The sequence below is a fragment of the Ruegeria sp. YKSF070 genome (assembly GCF_059612725.1).
In genome coordinates, this window is the sequence record NZ_JBXWRD010000029.1 from 33,101 (window position 1) to 53,029 (window position 19,929).

Here is a 19,929-nt window from a genome sequence, read left to right on the forward strand (position 1 = left end):
CGAACTGACTGTCCGCCGCCTTGCCACTTCAGCTCTTGTTTCGGGTTCAGTCGGCGCTGCCGCCGCCAAGCGCCGAAAGGAAGCTTTCAAGTTCCTCATGCGGGCGCGCGATGACATGAACGGCAACCACTTCGCCGACCTTGTTGGCGGCAGTGGCACCGGCATCAGTTGCGGCCTTGACCGCTCCCACTTCGCCCCGGATCAGCGTCGAAATCAGGCCGCCGCCGGATTTGGTCTGACACACCATGGTGACACTGGCCGCCTTGACCATCGCGTCCGCCGCTTCGATCGACGCAACCAGGCCACGGGTTTCAATCATTCCCAGGGCGGTCTGCCCTGCAGCCGTTTTCTGAGCCATGCTCATTTCTCCTTTGATGTAGCTGTCTTTTCTGTTTGGTTCAGACCGACACGGTGTCGATCACTGCAATCAGCGTTGCATCGACCGGAAGACCGGCCGCGCCCGCGGGTATTCGTGCCGAGGAACCCTGCACCATCAGACACAGATCGCCGCGCCCGGCGCCGACCGTGTCCACGGCGACCAGCGAAGGTTCGATCACCTTGCCCCTGGCATCCTGGACGTCGACGATCAGCAACTTGTGACCCGACAGTCCGGCCGCCTTGGCCGTGGCCGTAGCCGTTCCGATGACACGAGCAATCCGCATCAGAAATTCCTCATGTAACGGTCAATCTCGACCTGCGTGACCTGTTGGGCAAAGAACTCGACCTCGCGCTCCGCCTGCTGGATCAGGATCAGTTTGCGGTCTTCACCCATCACGCGGGTCATCAACTCACTGTCCTTGGCCGCGGCAATCGCGTCGGGCAGGTTCAACGGCAGTGGATCGGCGCCTTCGAACTCATAGGCGTTGCCCATGCAGGGCTCGGTCGGACGCAAGCCCTGTTCGATCCCGTCAAGGCCGGCCGCGATGTCACAGGCCAACAGGTAATACGGGTTACAGTCGGCCGAAGCATCCCGCTTTTCGATCCGGACCGCGCTGGCATCGCCTTCGATCACCCGCAACCCGACGGTGCGGTTATCATAGCCCCAGCTGTTGTTGGTCGGGCAGAAGGTATAGGGCTGACGGCGGCGATAGGCGTTGGGCGTACTCGACCCGGCCAGCGCGATCTCGGCCATGTGCTTTTGCAGACCAGCCAGGAACGACAAACCGGTATCATTCAGCTTGCCATCGTTTGAAAACGCGTTCCTGCCGTCTTTCCACAAAGAATAGTGGGTGTGGAACCCACTGCCCGATTGATCGATGAAAGGCTTGGCCATGAAGGTTGCCATATAGCCTTCGGACTGTGCTAGCTGCCGTACAAGCGAGCGGAACATGATCACCTGATCGGCCGATTTCAGCGCCTCGTCATAGCGGATGTTCACCTCGACCTGTCCTGGTCCGTATTCGGGGTTGGACTGCTCGATGGCGATGCCCATCTCGTTGATCTGCTGACGGATCGGCCCGAGAACGTGCTCCAGCCGAGCCGCGCGGGCCAGACTATAGACCTGAATTCCCGTATCCTTTGGTCTCAGCGTTTCGGGATCGAGAAGGTAGAATTCGAGCTCTGTTCCGGTCTTGACCTCGAACCCCATTCTTGCGGCCCTTTCGACCTGAGCCACCAATGCGCCGCGCGGGTCGATCGGAACCGGCTTGTGGTCCATTCCTTCGGCCCGTGCCATGCAGAAGGCCACACCGGGTTCCCACGGTGTCGCCACCGGCTTGGTCAGCGGGAACATGTGCATGTCAGGATAGCCATTGTCGAAATTGACATAAGGCGTGTCCCAGACATCCGACGTCATATCCAGCGCCAGAAGAGCAATCGAAAGCGCATTGCCGCTCTTGCACGTCGTTTCCCAATGGCTGGCGGGAATGCGCTTTCCGCGCATGATGCCATTTAGATCGCCCATGCCAAATGCCACCGTATGAGTGCCAGGCGGCAAGCTGTAATCCTGTTCGCTCAATATTTTTTCCTCCCGGTTCGCGACAAAAGTCTTTTGCGCTCACGTTATGTATACTGTATACAGAATGCAGCACCGTGCAAGAAGAAAGTTGGACGAGATGAAAAAACCCCAAGCAATCGTTGCCGGCGGGGGAATTGCCGGCCTCATGACCGCTGTTTCCCTGGCCCGCCGTGGCGTTCAGGTCGAGTTGATCGACCGATGGGAACCCGGCCACGCCCGCGCCACGTCCTCTGACTACAACCGTGTGATTCGCGCCATTCACGGCAAGGATCATTTCTATACCCGCTGGGCGCGCGAAGCGCGGTTGCGATGGCTCGAGCTCGAGCAGGAAACCGGGCAGAAACTCTATTACGAATGCGGAGCACTCATTCTTGCGACCGAGGGGCATTGCGCCTGGGAAGACAACACCTGCGCCACCTTCGACGCACTTGGCGTGCCCTATCACACCTATCGCCCCGATGATGTCAGAACCTTCTTTCCGCAGTTCGATCCGAAGGGGATCAAATATGCGATTCATGAACCCGAGGCCGGCATGATCATGGCGCATCGCGCCCTGATCACGGCTGTGGCCCTGCTCAAGCGGCTGGGTGGCACGATCCGGCGCGGGCATGTCACCACGGACGCGGCCGAACGCCCCTGTCTGGATGGCAAGCCGCTGGAGGCGGATCTGGTCGTTGTGGCCACCGGTCCCTGGATGGCCGCCATGTTCCCGCGCACGGTCAAGCCGATCTCGGTCGTGGCCGGGGTGAACGTTCTCTATCACTCAACGCCGGACGGTTCGGAACTCTTCGACCAAAGCCGGATGCCTTGCTGGATCGACCACGGAAAAGGCAGCTTCGGCCTGCCATCCGTCGAAGGCTCGGGTGTCAAGGCTGCGGTCGTGATCCCCGACCAGATCGACCTGGACAACGACGAACGGCTGATCCGGCAAAAGATGATTTCGCGCACCCGGCAATACATTGACCACCGCCTGCCCGGATTGAAGGGGCAGCGCGTTGTGGACAGCAAGTTCAACCAGATCATCATCACGCCCGACACCCACTTCATCCTGGACTTCCACCCCGAGCATAAAAACGTGCTGCTGGCCGGTGGATGTTCGGGGCACCTGTTGAAGCATGGGCCTGTGTTCGGCGAGTTTGCCGCCGGTGTCGGGCTCCGCGATTTCGGAACTCCGGACCGGTTCAAGCTGGGACCGCGCAAGAAGCTTTCTCCGAACGAAAGCCCTTCGGGGAGATAAAGCACCTCGGCTGGTTGCACCGCCCGGCGCGATCAGCCGAAGGCGATCCCGACCCAGTTCCCGAGGATACGTTCAGCATCCGCTTCGAACTGCGGCGCGCGGTGCCGGTTCGTCACGATAAAGTCGCGCACCCCATCCTCGCCCAGCATCGCGTCGAAATCCGCCTTGTATTCGGGCAGCTTCAGGCAGGCGTCGATCATCTCCGGTGTCAGCTCCATGTGAAATTGCAGGCTGAACGCCCGGCGACCTGCTTGCATGGCCTGAACCCCGCATGCGGGTGACCGCGCAAGTGAAATCGCCCCTGGCGGAAGTCGCGAAACCTCGGCTCCGTGCCCCTGCACGCAGGTCATGACCGGACCGAGGCCGGAGAACAACACGTGCGCGGCACCGTCTTCCGTCAAGTCGACGGGCAGGATGCCGACTTCGGGCGATTTGCTTGGCCCAACCTCGCCGCCCAACGCGTCGGCAAGCAATTGATGGCCAAGACACAGCCCGAAGAACGGCAATCCGAAATCCCGAACTGCGGTGCGGATTGCCGCTTTCTCTGTCACCAACCAAGGGTATTGCTGCTCTTGCCATACCTGTTGCGGACCACCCAGAACCCACAACCCGTCAAATCCGCTCAGGTCGGGCACAGCCTCGCCCTGATCCAGTTGGACGGTGACCGGAACCAGACCATGCGCATCGAACATCGGCAGGAAACGTCCAAGATGCTCGGCGGGATGATGCTGGAACACCAGAATGCGGTGACGCGCCATTACCATTCTCCTATGAAAAAGGACCGCGCCGGGGAGATGGCACGGTCCTTCACAACCAAGGGCAAGTCCAGAACGAACTCAGCCCTTGCGTCCGCCCGCCCAATCGAATGGGCGGTCGATGCCAGCCATCTTGACGCCGGTAAAGGCCGATGCCTCGAAGCTCAGCGCGCGCAGGTCCTCGGTTTCGAGATTGTGCACAGACGACTTGCCGCAGGCTTTCGCCAGCGCCGTTACTTCCATGGTCATCGCGGTCAGCAGACGGGCGATCCGCTCGGCCCCGGCGGCCACGTTCATGCGCGCTTCCAGTTTCGGGTCCTGCGTGGCGATGCCGACCGGACAACGCCCGGTGTGGCAATGGTGGCAGGCTCCGGGTGAGGTACCAAGCGCCAGATAGTCCTCGAGATACCGGGGCGAGTTGCAGCCCAGGCCCATCATTGCGCCATTGCCGATCATCACCGCGTCGGCCCCAAGCGCCAGCGCCTTGGCCACGTCGGTTCCGGTGCGGATACCGCCGGCGGCCACCAGCGAGACCTTGCCGGACATGCCGCATTCGTCCAGCGCCTCGCGCGCGGCCGGAATGGCGGACATCGCGGGAATGCCGGTGTGGTTCAGCAGCAGTTCGGGTGAAGCGCCGGTGCCACCTTCGGCACCGTCGACCACGACCACGTCCGCTCCTGCCTTGGCGGCCACCGCCACGTCATAGCGCGGGCGGGTCGCACCCATCTTGACGAAGATCGGCACCTTGTAGTCGGTGGCGATCCGCAGCTCCTCGATCTTGACCGCAAGGTCATCCGCACCCAGCCAGTCAGGGTGGCGGATGGTCGACCGCTGGTCGACACCTTCGGGCAGGGTGCGCATCTTCGACACGCGCGGAGAAACCTTCATCCCCAGAAGCAGGCCGCCAGTGCCAGGTTTTGCGCCCTGCCCAACCACCAGTTCCAGTCCGTTTGCCCGGCGCAGGTGATCCAGGTCCAGCCCGTAACGCGCCGGAGACATCTGGTAGACCAGCGTCTTCGATGCCGCGCGCTCTTCCTCCAGCATGCCACCCTCGCCGGTGCAGGTCATCGTGCCCGCCTTGGACGCGCCATGACCCAGTGCTTCCTTTGCGCTGGCCGACAGAGCGCCAAAGGACATCGACGCGATGTAGATCGGGATATCCAGCTCGATAGGGTTCTCCACCAGCCCCCGGCCACCGCCCAGCACTGTCCTGGTCTCGCATTTCTCGCGATACCCTTCCAGCGGCAGCCGCGTCATGGTGGCCGGGACAAAGGTCAGGTCGTCCCAGGTAGGCAACCGTTTGTTGAAGGTGTTGTAACCCCGGACCTGATATCGCCCCAGCTGCGCCAGCGCGTGCATTTCCGAGATCGCTTCGGGTGTCCAGCGGGTCGAACCGCCTTCGTCATAGGATGACGGAACACCGGCGGGCCGCCCGTCTATGGCTCCGTCACCGAACTTGATCAGTTCTTCCGATGCTTCCTCGAACGGGAACTCGTAGGGTTGTTTTATATCATCAGCCATGCTTTTGCGTCCCTGCTTTCGAAGTACCAAAGGCGCTGTCCGGCAACGATCCGGCGCCAGTTGCGAGAAGTGTCTTTCAGACCCAAGGGATCGAGGATCGCATCGACCTCGGACACCTGTTCGGCCGTGGGTTCGGTCACGACAGCGTCAACCCCGAGATCCTCGATATCGCCTGTAACCCAGACCTCCCCTTGCCACAGGGCATCGGCACAGGACGGCCCTGCACCGCCCAATGCGATGATCTTGCCACCATGCGCCATAAAGCCCGACTGATAACCGATCTTGCCTTCGACAATGATGTTGCCGCCCTTCATGGCGACACCGGCGCGAGGGCCGCAGTCTCCCTTGACGTGGATGGTTCCGCCCAGCATCGCAGCACCAACCGACATGCCGGCATATCCGCCAACGGTGATAAGGCCCGAGTCCATGGCCTCTCCGCAGCCCCAGCCGGCATTGCGCTGGATCTCGATGGTGGCGCCGTTGTTCAGGCCACCGCAATAGTAGCCCACCGACCCCTCGAACCGGATCTTGCAACCCGCGGGCAGGCCGACACCCAGATTGTGGCGCGACATCGTGTGGCGCACGACGATCGACTTGCCCGCCTTGGCCGCGGCCTGAATCTCTTCGTGGACTTCCCGGACCGGACGGTCGCCGACTTCGATGATGACGTCGCTCATGCCGCCGCCTCCCGGTTGCCGACACCCCAGATGCCGTGCAGGCTGGGACCGTCGTAATTGATAATATCGACGTCATCTTGGTCGAACACGCGACGCACGGCCTGTTCTTCGGTCGCGGCGGCGATGTCGCCATTCTGATTGACCACAACCAGCGGCTTCATCGCGAAGCGGTCCTTGGCCCAACCGATCCGGCCCGGCATTCCGATCATGTAGGTGAACACGCCGTCGATCTCCCTGATCGAACGGGTCAGCGCGGCCTCCAGGTCCAGCCCCTGTTTCATCCGGTCCGACACCCAGACGGCGATCAGCTCGCTGTCGTTGTAGGTCAGGAAGCGATAGCCCTTTCGCTGCAACCTGTCGCGCCAGGAGTAATAGTCGGTGATCTGACCATTGTGCACGATGGCCACATCGGCAAACGGACGTGCCCAGAACGGGTGGCTGGCATTTGGACGAACGTCGCTTTCAGTCGCCAGGCGGGCATGGCCCAGCCCATGTGTACCGATCATGTCGCGCACACCGTGCTTGTCGGCCACGGCATAGGCGCCGCCGGTGTCCTTGATGATCTCCAGCGACCGGCCCACGGATTGCATCTCCAGCCGGTCGCAGATCTCGTCGGCGGCTTGTGTCCAGTGGGCCAGATCCGCAGGATCCGTGATGGTCATGCGCACCGAATAGTGCTTGTCGCGGCTGTCATCCCAGGTCGGGTCATCGACGAAGTCGCCGCCGTGTTCCCGAAGGATCGCGTGAAAATCCTCAAGGTCCTTGCCCAGGGTGGCGCGGTCAAATCCCATCGCGCGCACGACATAGCCGCTGTCCCTCGGGACACCGTAGATCGCAAATCCGGTGGAATCCGCCCCGCGATGCTCTTGCGCATGCATGAGCTCCACGAGATCGCGCCCCACCTTGCCCGGCGCGTTCAGTATTCGCCCAGCGATTCCGCACATATTCGTTTACCTCCAGTATTCGCCCATGGCGCACGGTTTCTTTCTCCGTATACTGTATACAGTACTCAAGAATGCGCAAGGGAAATTCGTCGCGTTCACACTTCCGCCGGACAGTTGTATCCTGTATCCCGGAACAAAAGGGCACATTGCATGGCTTTCAAATCTTTGTCGCAACCCCGACTTCGACTGGCGGATCAGGTCTATGAGCAGATCATGGCCGCGATTCGGGCGGGCGATATCTCCGCTCAGGATCGGATCGTTCAGGAAAAGCTTGCCGAACAGTTCGAAATCAGCCGCACGCCGGTCCGCGAGGCTCTGTTCCGGATGGAGCAGGAAGGCATTCTCGAGGTTGCCGGCCACGGCGGTTTCCGTATTCGTCAGCTTGATCTGGCCGAGATCCGCGAACTCTATGGCTCACGCTGCGCGATCGAAGCCTACGCCGCTCGGTTGCTTGCCAGCAACGGAAACAAGGCCGTTTACGATTCTCTGCGTGAAACGATTTCCAAGGCAGAAGACCTCCGAAACGACTCGGTTGAAGCCTATTTCATGGCCAACTACCAGATTCACCGCGCCATCGTGGAAGCATCGGAAAACCGCTACCTGCTGGAGTTCTCGGAAAACATCTGGAACCGGGGATCTTCCTTTACCGTGTTTTCGACGATCCGGTCCGGCGATCTGGCCAAATCACTTGGCGGGCACATGGCACTGATCGATGCCATCGAGACCAAGGACGGCTCGATCGCCGCTGCGGCCATGATCGACCATATCAACGACGGACTGGAATTGCAGATCGCGTCCGGCCAGTGGGAATAGTGGTTCTGACTTTGCTCGGTGGCTCAAATGCCGCGCAAAGAGTGTAGCAGCGACGACAGGCTTGCCCGGTTCGCGACCCCCAGCTTGGCATAGATCGCCTGTGTCTGGTTGCGGATCGTCGCCGGCGCCACGCCGAGGATGCGGGCAGCTTCCTTGTGGCTTTTGCCTGCCGCCAGAACCCGCGCGACCTCGCGCTCGCGGTGAGTCAGGAGGTCCAGCGGGCTGAGTCGTCTGAGGGTAAGCTTTCGCAATCCCATTCCACCGAGTCCGGGGGCCTCCTCGCAAGTCACGACCATATCCCGCTCGGTCATGATGTATTCGCCCGGTGTCTTGACCAGACGGCGCAGATGTTCGGGCAGCAGATCATCTTTCCATTCCGGCCAGAGCGTGCCCAATTGGTCCCGCAAATTGCCAAGCCCAAGAATGCCAATGCCGTTTTCGTTGACAAATATCGTCACGGAGCCTGCGCTTTCTCCACGCCCGGGCTCAGCGGTCGAAAGTTTCATCGCTTCCGACAGTTGATCCACGGCGCATTGCAGAAACTGCTGTTCGGTCTCGGACCAGTCCCGCACGTGACGACCCGTGCGGTAACTGGATAGATAGAACGAGGCGATGCGCCCCGGACGCATGTGCATCGCGGTGGCGAGTTTCGTCAGCCCGTAGGTGTCGGCCAAATGCACCATTCCCTCGGTCTGATGCGGGCCGGACCGGCTGTAGGTCGCGATCCCGCTCGGATCTTTCAGGAACTTTTCCGCCAGAAGATCGTCGTCGGCAATCGTCAGCCAGGTGTCGTAGAAATCATCCGGCAGGTTGACGGTGGCGTTGGCGTGCACCACCACCCCTTCCGGATTGATGTCGGCCCAGCCGTACCAAGCAGCATCAAACCCCAGGGTTTCTGACAATTCACCCACGGCCCAACGGGCAAGGCCTTCAGCATCGTCCGTCCGAACCCGGTCGTGGATCTCGGACACGAAACTGGAAAACGCGTGCAGGCTGTTCTTCATGCGGCTGCCCCCCTTTGGACAGCGGGCTCTATCGCCATAGTTTTTCGTCGCCAGTATACTGTGTACCGGGTAATTTGCCATCCTTTATGAAGGCGTTCAGCACGTTGCGCATGATGGTGCCAACATTGTTTTCACCCCCGTGGCACGGCAAAGCCTGGCTCCATGCGATGGAACCCGCGGCAAAGACCGCGCCATTGTTCGGCGTGGTGAAATAGATCATGTCGCCACGCACCTGTGCGTCCTGGGTGCCGCCGCGACCCGGAAAGGCATAGGTAACCTCTTCGCTGACCAGCGGATAATTGTCGGAGTGACCCCAGCTCGAAGCCAGCAACATCGTGTGCGGAGGCGTGCCCAGCACAAGGTCGTACCGGTCAAGTTCGACCCCAGCTGCGCCGCCGAGGGCCAGCCCGAAATCGCCGATCGATTCCTGGTCGCCGATGCCTTCCATGATCCAAGAAACCCGCTTGTGGAACGAATCCGGCATCCGCTCGAACGACTCGCTGGAATCCATCCCTTCGGTGGTAAAGCCCAGACCCACGATCTTTTGTGGCGCTCGCCCGCGCGACCGCCACAGACCCGAACGCTCTCCGGTACAGGCCAGGTGCCCTTCTCCCGGTTCCGCCTGCCAAGCACGGCTGCCGGCATCCAGCTTGCGCACCTCGATGCAGTGCGGCTCGTCCTCGCGGGTGCCTGTGACCCAGTAATATCCGTTGCCACCAAGATACATTACCCGCCCCCCTTCGCGCAGGTAATCTTCGGTCCCGTCCATCATCTGTTCCGAGTAGTATTCGGGATGGGTACCGTTCAGGACCACTTTATAAGGGCGCAGGGCCGCGACACCTTCGGCATGCAGGTCATGATCGGTCAATACGTCATAGTCATAGCCCGCATGCTCAAGCCACCACAGCAGCGACAGGTCAGCCGGCAGCGCCCAGGGGAATCCCATGGCCGGAAGACGGTATTTCGGCCGCATCGAAATGATAGGCCGTCGCCAGGACGAATAGCAGCAGCCCGCACCATCGGTGTGATGGTCATAGGTCGACAGGCCGAATTCCTCGAGTTTCTTGAACTCCAGGTCCTCGGCGGTGACGATCGGCGTATGGCCGGTAATCGCCTGGGCGATCGGTGCCTCGTAGCTGAGATGTTCGTTGGCATAGGCCAGATAGGTGAAGGTCGGCAGCAGGAATGCGATCCGGGCGCGCGGGGTCCGGGGCCGCACGATAAAGGGAATGTGGTCCTCGGCCTCGCCGGCGCGCAGGCGCAGGGCATAGACCCCGCTGCGCAGATCGGCGGGCAGGGTCAGGGAATGTGTTTTCTCCCATTTGCTGTCGGTCAGGGCGTCGTCGTGAAAATGCACGCCCCCATAAGTTTCCGGCGCCATGTGGAAGCTGTCGGCCCCACGCCAATTCACCCCAGTCATCAGGCGCACCGGGCGGTTCACACCCTGCAAATGCAGCCCATGCGGCCCGGTGTCGGCAATTACATCCCCAACGCCCTTGGGCCTGATCCCCTCCGTCGGGTCCCAATAGGCGATCAGCTTGTCTTCACCGGGCTTGCCGCCGGAGGCCAGCGCCGCGATCTCGTCTCGCGTCAGAACCCGGCCGTAAACGCCGGAGCGGTCCAACTTGCCGTTGAACAGGAAGGACGCATATGAGCCGCGCTGAGAGTTCCACGCCGTCGCGGCAGCCAGTTTGAACGGCGCATCCGCGCCGGTGTCGACCGGCTTGATCCGCAACACTTCCTCGACCCAGGTATCGTCCTCGAACGGCACCACGGTCGAAATGCGCGAGTTCCAAGCGTTCACGCAGTTGATCACGTGCAGCGCAGCTTGTCCCGTCGTGGAGTCAAAGCTGGCCGCGATAAAATACCAGGCGTAGGGCACCAGAGAAATCTCGGTCGTGATCTGGTCGACCTGCTTGCCGTCGCCCAGCCACAGCGAAACATGCCCTTCGGGGTCGATGCCCAGGCCATAGCCCCGATTCCCCTCGATCGCCCAACGACCCATGATCATCTGCCGCTCGGTCTTGGCCAGCGTTGGATAGACATGGGCAAAAAGGGTGAAGCTCTTGAGGCCTTCCAGACGCCCATCGGGGTCGTCGCATTGCGCAAAGGCCCCGATCTGGGTGTATTGCCGTTTCGCGTCAAGCCAGCGGGGCAGATCGACCTCGACCTCCTCTTCGATGAAACCTGGACCATCCGGGTTCTGGTCTCCGTGAACCAGACGCACCAGCTTTGCCTCGACCTCGTGGCGGCCTTCGACCGAAATCATGAAGTCGACGTTTTCCCCGGCCTTGGGGTTCAGCGGGTCGGCATAGCCGAAAATGCGGGTATTGGTCATGTCAGCTTTCCAACAGGTCGTTCACGCGCAGCAGGAACACCGCGTGATAGGCATCGTTGAGGTTTTCGTAGAGCTTGTCGTCCACCAGCCGCGGCGGTGCCCCTCGTACGCCCGAAAAGGCGACGATCTTGTATTTGTGGAACCCCTCGGGCAGGCGCATGATGGCATATTTGTCCGCCATCTCGCCGCGCCGGAAATAGTTCAGCACCCGGTTCAGGTTGTCGGAATGCTTGCCCAGCGGATCGCGCCGGTGCTCCTCGATCAGATCCTCGGTGATCAATGATTTCAGGTGATCGCGAAGACGCTTGTGAAAGCGGCGATAGTAGATCTCCTGCTTGTCAGTAAACTCAATCGCCTCTTCCGGCATGACCTCACCTCCCTTTTCCGTGCGGCGCGCGCGCGCCTCTGATTTCTTGCGATTGCGATAGCCCCGGAACTGGTCGCGGATGCCGACGATGCCGTTATGGGTCCACAAAGTGACCCCCAGCATGATGGTCGCGATCAGCAACACGCGGAGCGGGCCCAGATCCAGCATGCCCTTGTCGATCAGCACCACGATGGCGGTGCCGATCACCGCGCCCTCGGACCGGCCCAATCCACCGATCACGATCATCGCGAACAGGAGAAGCAACTGGTCCAGCGAAAAGATCGAAGGCGAAATCGACTGGTAGAACATGGCATAGAACGCCCCGATCACCCCAAGCCCGGTCGAGGAGATCAGGAACACGTGCATTCGTGCCCGGCGGTAGTCGATGCCGATCGCCTCGGCAAAGGCCTCGCCGCCCACCTCTTCGCGTGAGGTTTGCAGCAGCATGCCAAGACGTTCGGAATTGACGATCCGGAACGTAAGCAGCGCCAGCAGCAGCAGGACGAACGCCCCGGCAAACCCCATCAGCAAACCGGGCCGTTGCAGGAACCACGCTTCGGGGATGAAACTGCCTACGTTATTGATCGAACCGTTGGTCGGACCCAGCACCTTCAACTGAACCACGAACAGGCGGCAGATCTCGGCAAATCCCATGGTCAGCAGGGCATAGTAGAGCCCGTCCAGCCGGGTCGACGGCAGGGCGAGCACCCCCCCGATCATCAGCCCGGCCATCCCGCCAGCCACGAACATCAGCGGCCATGGCAAGCCAAGCCAGACGTTCAAAGCGGCGGCCGCATAGCCACCGATGCCGACGATCGCAAGCGTGGCCAACGAAAAGATGCCCGCAGTCCCGATCACCAGCGTCCACAAAACGTTGATGGCCGCAAACATGCAGAAGATCGCCGCGATGGTCAGCATCGAATTCGACAGAAAGGGCGCAGCCACCAGAAGGCCACCCAGGCCCAGCGTCCACCACAATGGCCGTTTGTCGGCCAGCCGACGCTCTTGCCGCAAGGACTTGGGATTGGCGCGGCTGCGCCATTTCAGCAGGTGCCGGCGGGTGAAGGGCAACCGATAGCGGCGCATCGGCGCATCACTCGCCGGATAGAACAGCAACTCCTGCGGGCGCGTTCCGATCTGATAAAAGGTCTTGGTCTCGGACATGTGCTATTCCCGCGTCTCGTCCAACAGCCCACCCAAACCGCGAGGGCGGATGATCAGGACCGTGATGATGAAAATGAAGCTGGCAAACAGCACGTATCTCTGGCCCAGGAAGGGGATGGCCCCGACCGTGGCCTCGAGGAACCCGATAATGACGGCCCCGGCCACCGCACCGGGAACCGAACCCAGGCCGCCCAGCAAAGCGATGGTCAATCCTTTGATCAGCGGCAAGGCGCCAGAGGTGGGGCTGACGAATATCGTCTGGGAGAGAAGAATCGCCGCCAGCCCCGCCAGGGCCCCGGTCAGCATCGTGACCGGAAGCGCCGTCCATCGCACCGAGATCCCCGACAGCACCGCGCCTTCGGGATTCTGCATCATCGCCCGGATTTCCAGCCCCTTGCGCGACATCCTCAACCACAGCAACACCAAGGTCAGGATCACTGCGGTCGACAGGATCGCGCCGGCCTGGTCGTAGCGCACCGGAATGCCCAGAACCTCGAACTTGCCGAAGCCAAAGAGCTTGGGCAGGCCGCGCTGACGCGGACCGAAATACCACAACAGCAACTGCACCGTCGCCAGGTTGATCGCCAAGGTCATGATCAGCGACCGCACTGCGAAATTCGGCTTGTCATGGATCGGCAGGAAAGCCAGCAGGTAGATGAGCGCACCGAAAACCGCGCCAGCCAATATCCCTGCCCCAACCGTCACGCCCGCCGTTGCCAGCGTGGCCGCCAGCGTCTTGCCAAAAGCGGCGGCGATGACCGGCTTGGCGGCGGCTGAAGCCAGCCAGGCGACATAGCCCGATACAGCAAAGGTGGCTCCATGGGCCATGTTGATCATGCCCACGGATGACCACAGGATCGAGATGCCAATCGCCATCAGCCCGTAGATGGCCGCCAGGTTCAGGCCGTGAATGATCGTTCCGAAAATGTCCATCGTCCCTACTCCAATCCCACGTGGCCGACATCGCCGCGCATGCGCCCCGCATGCATGCCGATCATCCGGTCGACCCGGCCCGACAGCAGCGCCACGTTTTGCTCGGCGATCACCATCGCGCGCCCTTCGGTCGGAAGGGAGAACAACGCCTCGACCACGCTGGCCGATATCTTGGGCGCTAGGCCCAGCGATGGTTCGTCGATCAGGTAGAGAGACGCCTCGACCATCAGCGCCCGGCCGACCGAGACCATGCGCCGCTCGCCACCCGACAGTTTTCCGACCAGCGCATCTTCCAGCCGTCTGAGCGGTGGAAAGATGTCCATGACCATCTCGCGGCGCTGACGACGCTCGCGCCAGGCAAGCCGCGTATAGGCACCGCAATCGAGGTGCTGGCGCACCGTGAGGCCGGGAAAGATGGCATCGCCCTGCGGGGTCATGGCCAAGCCGAGGCGCACGATTGCGGGCGTCTTGCGCCCCGGTCCGGTGGACCGGGTGCCGCCGATCTCGACCCCGTTCAGCTTGATCGAACCGCTCTGCCACCCGACGAGATGCGACACGGCGCGAAAAAGCGTGGTCTTGCCGTGACCGTTCAGACCGACCAGCCCGACCCGTTCGCCTTCGCCGACGCGAAAATCGATCTCGTGCAAAACCCGAAGCGGACCATAACCCGCCGTCAACCCGGAAATCGTGAGCACATCAGGCATGTTCCGGCTCCTCGAAATAGGCGGCATGCACGCGCGGATCGTCGAACACCTCGCGCGGGGTGCCGGTGGCGATCACCTCGCCCAGGTCCAGCACGACGGCCCGGTCGGCAATTGCCGACAACAGTTCCAACCGGTGTTCGATCAGGACAGCACCCAGGGCGTATTCGTCGACCAGGCGGCGGATGATCAGGTCAAGTTCGTCGATCTCGGAATTGATCAGGCCTGAGGCCGGTTCATCCAAGAGCAGCACCTTGGGCTTGCGCATCAGGAGGCAGGCCAGGAGAAGCTTGCGCCGGTCGAAGGTATCGAGCGCACCACAGGGCGTGTCCCAGCTGCGGTGGAAATGCGCCAGGTGGCAGCCCCATTCCGCATCGAACCTCGTCAGATAGGGTTTATGCGAAAAACGCGCCGCGCGGAACACCTCGCTCGCGGTCATGGCCGAAGGCACCACCGGGCTCTGGTACGTGCGCGCCAGGCCCAGCCGAGCCCGGTCGTGCACCGCGTGGTCGGAAATATCGGTCCCGTCCAGCCAGATCTGCCCCGCAGTGGGTGTGTACCGTCCGCACAGAACCTCGAACAGCGAGGTCTTGCCAGCGCCGTTCGGCCCTACAAGTCCCATCACCTCGTGGTTTTCGACATGCAGAGCGACGTCGTTCAGGATCGGACGGCCGCCAAAGGATATTCCTATCCCCCGGCAGCCGAAGATGCCTTTGGTGTCCGCGATGGTCACTGCAAATGCCTTTGCTTACATCCACCAGGCGGGCTGGAACCCGGACTCTTCGAAAGGCGACGGAGCGATGATCTTGTGCTCACCGTCCTGCACCTGGAAGAAGAGATGCGCCTGTCCGCCTTCGGGATCGTCGGTCTGGTTGGGATAGCTGGTACCCGACTGGGTATCGTTATCGAACCGGTACAGCCCGCTCACCCCGCGATGCTGGATCGACCGGATGGCGTTGCCCACCGCGTCGTAATTGCCCGGATCAGTCTCGGCCCAGACCTTGGCCATCAGGTGCACCGTGTCGTAACCGGCACCGCTATAGACCAGCCCCATCGTACCGGGGAACTTCGCCTGATAGGCCGCGCGGAACGCCGCGCCCATCTCGTCGTTATAGGCGCCGATGACCGACCCCCAGACAAAACCGTTCGCCGCCTCGCCCGCGAGGTCAAGGAATTCCGGCTGTGACGGTCCGTATTGCAGGTAGACCAGCGAGCCTTCGACCGGGTCCACCGCAAAGGTCTGCGCGAAAGAGGCCAGTTCCGCTGCGACCCAGTGGTCGATCATGATCGCGCCCGCATCTGTTTCCTTTAGCGCCCGCATGACCGGAGCCCAGTCCTGCACCGGGAACTGGATGTCGGTGACTGCGCCTAGCTCCCATTCGCCGCCCGAGGCCGCAATCGCATCTTGCGTCGCCTTCGAGATCGCCTGGGTATAGCCGATCTGCTCCTGCACGATGTGGATCTTGTTGTTCTTCGGCGTCCATGCGCCGCTGGATTTCAGATCCGAAAGGAACTTGACAAAACCCGAACCATAATAGGTTTCGGCCACATCGATCTGGAAAATGTTGCGGTATTTCTGCGGGTCGGACTTGAACAGGTCCAGCGAGGCCTGTTGGGTGTTGCCGTGAAGATAGGGAATGCCGGTCGCCGCTGCGGCCTCCATCGCCGGCTGCGGGATCAGTACGAAGGGCGACAGGATCGCGTGCGCGCCAGCCTCGTTGAGGTTCTGAAATGCAGCCAGCGTGCCCTCGGGTGTCAGGATGTCGATATCGACATTGTTGATCTCGAGCATGCGGCCCCCAACGCCGCCAGCGGCATTGATCTCTTCCACCGCCATGGTGACGCCGTTCATCCAGTCCTTCTGATCGGCAACACCAACCGGTCCGGACTGCGCCGTTGGCACGCCTAGAATGATCGGGTCTGCCGCGAGCACAGGTGCGGCAATGGTTGCTGCCGTGACCGCCATCGCTGTCGATTTCAAGAAAAGTCTTCTGCTGATAAATGGCATTTCCGTTTCCTCACTGTTCACTGACCGTGAAGGAAACATCACCCGACCGCGTTCGGTCTATGGTGCAAATGCACTATGAAATCGGCCCTCCCGGAACGCGCAATCGCGGTCTGTAGTTTCCAAAGATTTACATATCTTCAGGCCGTATCAGGCTTTTTTGCACAAATTCTGTGAGGGATTAATCTTGTGAGTTCAATATGGTAGCCGTTCGGCACGAACAGTTGGACACCCCAGGCTTTCAAGACCAGAAACTGGCCAACCTATAACGAAGCGCGCAAACGCCAGAGCTTGCTGACGATCTGGCTCGATCCCAAGATGCGCTGGGTTACCGCTCTGACGGGCAGGCGCGACTGACGGCGGAGCCACCACAACGCCGCCACTCAAACCAGCAGGTCGATGAAGGTTTCAGCATGGCGCTGCGGGCTTTGAGGTATCTGGGCCGCGCTATGCTGCGACGAAGGAGCGGATGCCACCGCCGAAGCCGCGTCGAAAGAAAGTAGCATTGTGTGAAGCGTCTGGGCCAGCGGTTGACAGCGCGAGATTTCGATTGCCAGATCGCCTAACCCCAAAATCCGCGGCGCCATTCTAAACGACTACGACGCCCTCGGCATATGTCCACGGACCAACCTACCCAACTACCCGAAAACCCAACTATTACCATTCCTGGCGGAATGGACGGCAACGCCGTCGATGCGACCGTGGTCGTTTGGTCGAAGTGCAAGGATTGGCTGGTCTCGCAAGGTGTCCATGTTCGGCAGGCCCGCAGCGTCATTGGCAAATGGCTCAAGGGGAGTTTGGCCAGCGAAGTTCGGGCGGCCTTCATTGAAGCCCAGCACGCCAAAACCTGCGATCCGATCCCCTCTACATCACCGCGATACTTAGCAAGCCTGTACAGCCGACCACGGCTGAAATGATGGCGATGGCGAGGGAAGTAAATGCAAGACGATGACTATGTTCGAACACAAGCGGCGGGAAAACTTCTTGACCGACAAGATCACTGGCTACCTCGACCGCAAGGCCCCGCCTCGCAGCCTCGGTGCTCAGGCTCAAGCTGACGAGATGGCCTCACTGGTTAGTTGCCTGATGCGGTTTGCTCCGAAAGACGGTTACGACGATTGGTGGTCGAAATTCGAAAATCGGCTTGACGAAGATGCCAAGACCCGCGCATGGCCCACCGCCGGGGAAATCAAGGCGGCGGCGCTATCATTCACTCGTCCACAGTCCCGGCGCATAGCCGAGGGAGACGATACTGACCAGTTGGATGTGAATGCACGGCGTCTGAATTCTGGTGAGGCGGTTTCCGATGGCAATCTATTTGGGCGTCTAGCTGTCGAATTGTTGGCAAGTGGGAAGGTCAGCGAAGGCCAAATGCGTCGCTATCGTTCGGTATTTATCTTTCAGCTCAAGAAGACCTACGACGAACCCATTGTGCTTGCGAAAGTGGCCGAGTTGCAGGCTCGCCACGCCGCTGCGGAAGCCGCTACGCGTGATCCAATCGAGCCGCGCGTCTTGCCCAAGCCGCAACTCAACATGATGACCAGACACGAATGGGACGGCGCAGCATGAACGCAACGGCAAAACTCGCCGCTTTAGAAAGCAAGGCAGCAGCCAAGAACCTCTTTTCATCGCGCGTTATGGGGTTCCCTGATTATGTTGAGAATTGTTGATGTTTCCGATGGGGCGACCGACCAGATTCGAAACAATGATGCGCGAGTGCTTCAAGTCGGAACCGATCAATTGGGAGTCACTCCGATCGCGTTGGCGCCCATGCCCTGCGGAAGAACACAAGCACCCGAACTATCGGAAATCCTGCTCACAATGCCTCGGAGCAATCTGCAAGCGGATGGCTGGATTGGGTCTCGATGATGACGGAGCCCCTACCCAAGAACGGGCGTCCATCCTGCGGCGCGAAAAAACGATCTTGCGTCAGCAGCCCTGCGCGAGACCCGCACTGGGAAGAACACGCTACATCGGCTTGACGGGTTGTTCCGACAATCTGTGTTCAGGCGGCTGGACGGATACGAGGATGTCAACGACGCCGACCGGCTGGTCATCGATCCCGTGATGCGTCATATCGTGGGTGGCAGGGCTGTCGATGCGCAGGCGGCATCGGCCTCGCAGATGGGTCGGTTCGAGACCGATACACTGGCTATGGCCGAGAACCGGACGGCGCTGGCCGACTTGAACGGCCAATGGATCGACCGGTTTCATGACCGCAACGGGCTGAAGTATGCAGTGCTGGACATGGACAGCTCGGTCAGCCCGACCCATGGTGACCAGGAGGGCGCGATCTGGAACGGACACTTCGATTGCCCCTGCTATCACCCGAATTTATTGTTCAACCAGTTTGGCATGCTGGAACGCTGTGCCCTGCGCCATGGCAACGTGCACAGTGCAGACGGTTGGCGGGACGTCCTCGACCCGGTCATCCCCCGGTACGCCGGCCGCGACCTTGGGGGTCGGTTCTTCCGAGCCGATGCCGCCTAAGCGATCCACGCGATCAATGAGCGGCTGGAAGAGGCGGGCTGATTCTACGCCATCCGTTTGCCTGCAAACGCGGTGCTCAAGGACAAGATCGCGCGCCGGCTGAGGCGCGCTGATCGGCGCCCTCGTACGCCGGCTGATCGTCCAGACGCTGGCCGAGGATCTGCGCGTGTTCACCGCGTGGGAGGATAGTGCGCTCCTTGGCGGCATCTTCTTCACGCGCCTCACCTACGAGAACGATCCGCGCACGGTCTTCATGATGGCCCCCGTGGCCGTGGCAACGGCACATCAGGGCAAGAGGATCGGGCAGCGGCTGATCGCGCACGGCCTCGATGCGCTCCGGCAGGAGGGCGTGGACATCGCGTTCACCTATGGCGATCCGGCCTTCTATGGCCGCGTTGGGTTCGAGCCCGTCTCAGAGGCTGACCTTCCCGCGCCGCAACCGCTCAACCAGCCGCAGGGCTGGATCGCCCAGTCCCTGACCAAAGTGCCACTGACACCCTTCAGCGGGCCAGTCCGCAGCGTTGCCGCCTTCGACGATCCGGCGCTTTGGTAAGCCCACGGGGCGCGATTACCCTGCTGATATGCCGGACTTCGCGCGCTCGGTCGAGCCGCGTGCGGAACAGAAAGAGCCTACTCTTGCCCCCCGCTTCCGATAGCAGCTGCGAATCTCCATGTCCGCAGCAGCAATGCAATCAAGCAGCCTCCGCACTGCGCCCTGCCCTACCCGCCTCAGATTGTGCGATCAGATAGTCACAGGCGCGCTGCGCATCCGCGGCGTGCTTGAAGGTCGCGCCCTTGTCCGACCGAAGAACGCGCAACCAGTTGTGGAGGTAGGCGGCATTCATCTCGAGCGTATGCGCCGTGAAGCCGAGCGTCTGACCCGGGAACACCGAGGTCAATTCCGCGACGATCTCCTCGCGCGCGTAAGAGGTGTTGCCGAACTTCGAGAACCCGAAATCGCGGTTCAGCCGATGCGGGGCTTTTGTGGCATGGGCCTTATGCCGATGTCGGCATAAGGCCCAT

Annotated in this window: 19 protein-coding genes and 3 pseudogenes; 7 read left to right on the forward strand and 15 right to left on the reverse strand. The window is 61.2% G+C overall.

The features are described from left to right. Positions 1-46: 46 nt before the first annotated feature. From AC2FL1_RS14780 to AC2FL1_RS14790, 3 genes are read right to left on the reverse strand one after another with little or no spacing between them, the layout of a single operon-like run. Positions 47-358, reverse strand: coding sequence for a BMC domain-containing protein (locus tag AC2FL1_RS14780; protein ID WP_234143761.1), 312 nt, complete (start codon positions 356-358; stop codon positions 47-49). A gap of 40 nt (positions 359-398) precedes the next feature. After that, positions 399-662 (reverse strand): EutN/CcmL family microcompartment protein, encoded by a 264-nt coding sequence (locus tag AC2FL1_RS14785; protein WP_234143760.1) that lies wholly within the window; start codon positions 660-662, stop codon positions 399-401. Further along, positions 662-1,957 carry a glutamine synthetase family protein gene (locus AC2FL1_RS14790; RefSeq protein ID WP_496830008.1) on the reverse strand — a complete coding sequence of 432 codons (1,296 nt, stop codon included), beginning with the start codon at positions 1,955-1,957 and terminating at the stop codon, positions 662-664. The genes AC2FL1_RS14785 and AC2FL1_RS14790 overlap by 1 nt, the downstream gene beginning before the upstream one ends. Positions 1,958-2,054: 97 nt before the next feature. Here AC2FL1_RS14790 and AC2FL1_RS14795 point away from each other — a divergent pair, with 97 nt between their 5' ends. Then, positions 2,055-3,194: an FAD-dependent oxidoreductase gene (locus tag AC2FL1_RS14795; protein WP_496877448.1), complete on the forward strand. Its 1,140-nt coding sequence runs from the start codon at positions 2,055-2,057 to the stop codon at positions 3,192-3,194. A gap of 32 nt (positions 3,195-3,226) precedes the next feature. On the opposite strand, the gene AC2FL1_RS14800 is transcribed toward AC2FL1_RS14795, so the two are convergent. The 4 genes from AC2FL1_RS14800 to AC2FL1_RS14815 all read right to left on the reverse strand — a co-directional run bounded on the left by AC2FL1_RS14800 (position 3,227) and on the right by AC2FL1_RS14815 (position 7,091). Continuing rightward, positions 3,227-3,952 carry a type 1 glutamine amidotransferase gene (locus AC2FL1_RS14800; RefSeq protein WP_496877449.1) on the reverse strand — a complete coding sequence of 242 codons (726 nt, stop codon included), beginning with the start codon at positions 3,950-3,952 and terminating at the stop codon, positions 3,227-3,229. A 78-nt stretch (positions 3,953-4,030) separates the two neighbouring features. Next, a complete protein-coding gene (locus tag AC2FL1_RS14805) occupies positions 4,031-5,470 on the reverse strand; it encodes an FMN-binding glutamate synthase family protein (protein ID WP_234143756.1) in 1,440 nt (479 codons plus the stop codon). Beyond that, on the reverse strand, positions 5,455-6,147 hold the full coding sequence (locus AC2FL1_RS14810; protein WP_496877450.1) for a hypothetical protein: 693 nt from the start codon (positions 6,145-6,147) through the stop codon (positions 5,455-5,457). Before AC2FL1_RS14810 ends, AC2FL1_RS14805 begins: the two co-directional genes overlap by 16 nt. After that, positions 6,144-7,091, reverse strand: coding sequence for a class II glutamine amidotransferase domain-containing protein (locus tag AC2FL1_RS14815; RefSeq protein ID WP_496877451.1), 948 nt, complete (start codon positions 7,089-7,091; stop codon positions 6,144-6,146). Before AC2FL1_RS14815 ends, AC2FL1_RS14810 begins: the two co-directional genes overlap by 4 nt. 150 nt (positions 7,092-7,241) lie before the next feature. Here AC2FL1_RS14815 and AC2FL1_RS14820 point away from each other — a divergent pair, with 150 nt between their 5' ends. Next, a complete protein-coding gene (locus AC2FL1_RS14820; RefSeq protein WP_496877452.1) occupies positions 7,242-7,904 on the forward strand; it encodes a GntR family transcriptional regulator in 663 nt (220 codons plus the stop codon). Between the two features lie 23 nt (positions 7,905-7,927). On the opposite strand, the gene AC2FL1_RS14825 is transcribed toward AC2FL1_RS14820, so the two are convergent. Genes AC2FL1_RS14825 through AC2FL1_RS14855 form a run of 7 tightly spaced genes read right to left on the reverse strand, consistent with a single transcriptional unit; the run spans position 7,928 to position 16,392 of the window. Next, positions 7,928-8,908, reverse strand: coding sequence for a response regulator transcription factor (locus tag AC2FL1_RS14825; protein ID WP_496829996.1), 981 nt, complete (start codon positions 8,906-8,908; stop codon positions 7,928-7,930). Between the two features lie 28 nt (positions 8,909-8,936). After that, on the reverse strand, positions 8,937-11,246 hold the full coding sequence (locus tag AC2FL1_RS14830; RefSeq protein ID WP_496877453.1) for a N,N-dimethylformamidase beta subunit family domain-containing protein: 2,310 nt from the start codon (positions 11,244-11,246) through the stop codon (positions 8,937-8,939). A gap of 1 nt (position 11,247) precedes the next feature. Further along, on the reverse strand, positions 11,248-12,777 hold the full coding sequence (locus AC2FL1_RS14835; protein ID WP_234143750.1) for a branched-chain amino acid ABC transporter permease: 1,530 nt from the start codon (positions 12,775-12,777) through the stop codon (positions 11,248-11,250). Positions 12,778-12,780: 3 nt separating this feature from the next. Beyond that, a complete protein-coding gene (locus AC2FL1_RS14840) occupies positions 12,781-13,710 on the reverse strand; it encodes a branched-chain amino acid ABC transporter permease (RefSeq protein ID WP_496829992.1) in 930 nt (309 codons plus the stop codon). 5 nt (positions 13,711-13,715) lie between these two features. Then, on the reverse strand, positions 13,716-14,414 hold the full coding sequence (locus AC2FL1_RS14845; RefSeq protein ID WP_496877454.1) for an ABC transporter ATP-binding protein: 699 nt from the start codon (positions 14,412-14,414) through the stop codon (positions 13,716-13,718). Further along, the gene (locus AC2FL1_RS14850; protein ID WP_496829988.1) at positions 14,407-15,144 is read right to left on the reverse strand and encodes an ABC transporter ATP-binding protein; all 738 of its coding nucleotides are present in this window, start codon (positions 15,142-15,144) and stop codon (positions 14,407-14,409) included. The genes AC2FL1_RS14845 and AC2FL1_RS14850 overlap by 8 nt, the downstream gene beginning before the upstream one ends. A gap of 15 nt (positions 15,145-15,159) precedes the next feature. Next, positions 15,160-16,392, reverse strand: a complete 1,233-nt coding sequence (locus tag AC2FL1_RS14855) for an ABC transporter substrate-binding protein (RefSeq protein ID WP_496877455.1) — start codon at positions 16,390-16,392, stop codon at positions 15,160-15,162. 440 nt (positions 16,393-16,832) lie between these two features. Between AC2FL1_RS14855 and AC2FL1_RS14860 the strand changes: the two are divergent. From AC2FL1_RS14860 to AC2FL1_RS14880, 5 genes and pseudogenes are all read left to right on the forward strand, one after another. Next, positions 16,833-17,031 (forward strand): annotated as a pseudogene (locus AC2FL1_RS14860) (IS5/IS1182 family transposase); the annotation flags it as partial. A gap of 59 nt (positions 17,032-17,090) precedes the next feature. Further along, positions 17,091-17,333, forward strand: a complete 243-nt coding sequence (locus AC2FL1_RS14865) for a hypothetical protein (RefSeq protein ID WP_496877468.1) — start codon at positions 17,091-17,093, stop codon at positions 17,331-17,333. A 67-nt stretch (positions 17,334-17,400) separates the two neighbouring features. Next, positions 17,401-17,985, forward strand: a complete 585-nt coding sequence (locus tag AC2FL1_RS14870; RefSeq protein ID WP_496877456.1) for a hypothetical protein — start codon at positions 17,401-17,403, stop codon at positions 17,983-17,985. Between the two features lie 348 nt (positions 17,986-18,333). Continuing rightward, positions 18,334-19,029: pseudogene (locus tag AC2FL1_RS14875) on the forward strand (transposase); the annotation flags it as partial. Between the two features lie 37 nt (positions 19,030-19,066). Continuing rightward, positions 19,067-19,459 carry a GNAT family N-acetyltransferase gene (locus AC2FL1_RS14880; RefSeq protein WP_496877467.1) on the forward strand — a complete coding sequence of 131 codons (393 nt, stop codon included), beginning with the start codon at positions 19,067-19,069 and terminating at the stop codon, positions 19,457-19,459. A 139-nt stretch (positions 19,460-19,598) separates the two neighbouring features. Here the strand turns inward: AC2FL1_RS14880 and AC2FL1_RS14885 are convergent. Then, positions 19,599-19,901, reverse strand: a pseudogene (locus AC2FL1_RS14885) (zincin-like metallopeptidase domain-containing protein); the annotation flags it as partial. Between the last annotated feature and the right edge of the window lie 28 nt (positions 19,902-19,929).

Bases quoted from the DNA above. Each gene is read 5' to 3' on its own strand.
- AC2FL1_RS14780 (WP_234143761.1), bottom strand. From the start codon at position 358: ATGGCTCAGAAAACGGCTGCAGGGCAGACCGCCCTGGGAATGATTGAA.
- AC2FL1_RS14785 (WP_234143760.1), bottom strand. From the start codon at position 662: ATGCGGATTGCTCGTGTCATCGGAACGGCTACGGCCACGGCCAAGGCG.
- AC2FL1_RS14795 (WP_496877448.1), top strand. From the start codon at position 2,055: ATGAAAAAACCCCAAGCAATCGTTGCCGGCGGGGGAATTGCCGGCCTC.
- AC2FL1_RS14800 (WP_496877449.1), bottom strand. From the start codon at position 3,952: ATGGCGCGTCACCGCATTCTGGTGTTCCAGCATCATCCCGCCGAGCAT.
- AC2FL1_RS14805 (WP_234143756.1), bottom strand. From the start codon at position 5,470: ATGGCTGATGATATAAAACAACCCTACGAGTTCCCGTTCGAGGAAGCA.
- AC2FL1_RS14810 (WP_496877450.1), bottom strand. From the start codon at position 6,147: ATGAGCGACGTCATCATCGAAGTCGGCGACCGTCCGGTCCGGGAAGTC.
- AC2FL1_RS14815 (WP_496877451.1), bottom strand. From the start codon at position 7,091: ATGTGCGGAATCGCTGGGCGAATACTGAACGCGCCGGGCAAGGTGGGG.
- AC2FL1_RS14820 (WP_496877452.1), top strand. From the start codon at position 7,242: ATGGCTTTCAAATCTTTGTCGCAACCCCGACTTCGACTGGCGGATCAG.
- AC2FL1_RS14825 (WP_496829996.1), bottom strand. From the start codon at position 8,908: ATGAAGAACAGCCTGCACGCGTTTTCCAGTTTCGTGTCCGAGATCCAC.
- AC2FL1_RS14830 (WP_496877453.1), bottom strand. From the start codon at position 11,246: ATGACCAATACCCGCATTTTCGGCTATGCCGACCCGCTGAACCCCAAG.
- AC2FL1_RS14835 (WP_234143750.1), bottom strand. From the start codon at position 12,777: ATGTCCGAGACCAAGACCTTTTATCAGATCGGAACGCGCCCGCAGGAG.
- AC2FL1_RS14840 (WP_496829992.1), bottom strand. From the start codon at position 13,710: ATGGACATTTTCGGAACGATCATTCACGGCCTGAACCTGGCGGCCATC.
- AC2FL1_RS14845 (WP_496877454.1), bottom strand. From the start codon at position 14,414: ATGCCTGATGTGCTCACGATTTCCGGGTTGACGGCGGGTTATGGTCCG.
- AC2FL1_RS14865 (WP_496877468.1), top strand. From the start codon at position 17,091: ATGGACGGCAACGCCGTCGATGCGACCGTGGTCGTTTGGTCGAAGTGC.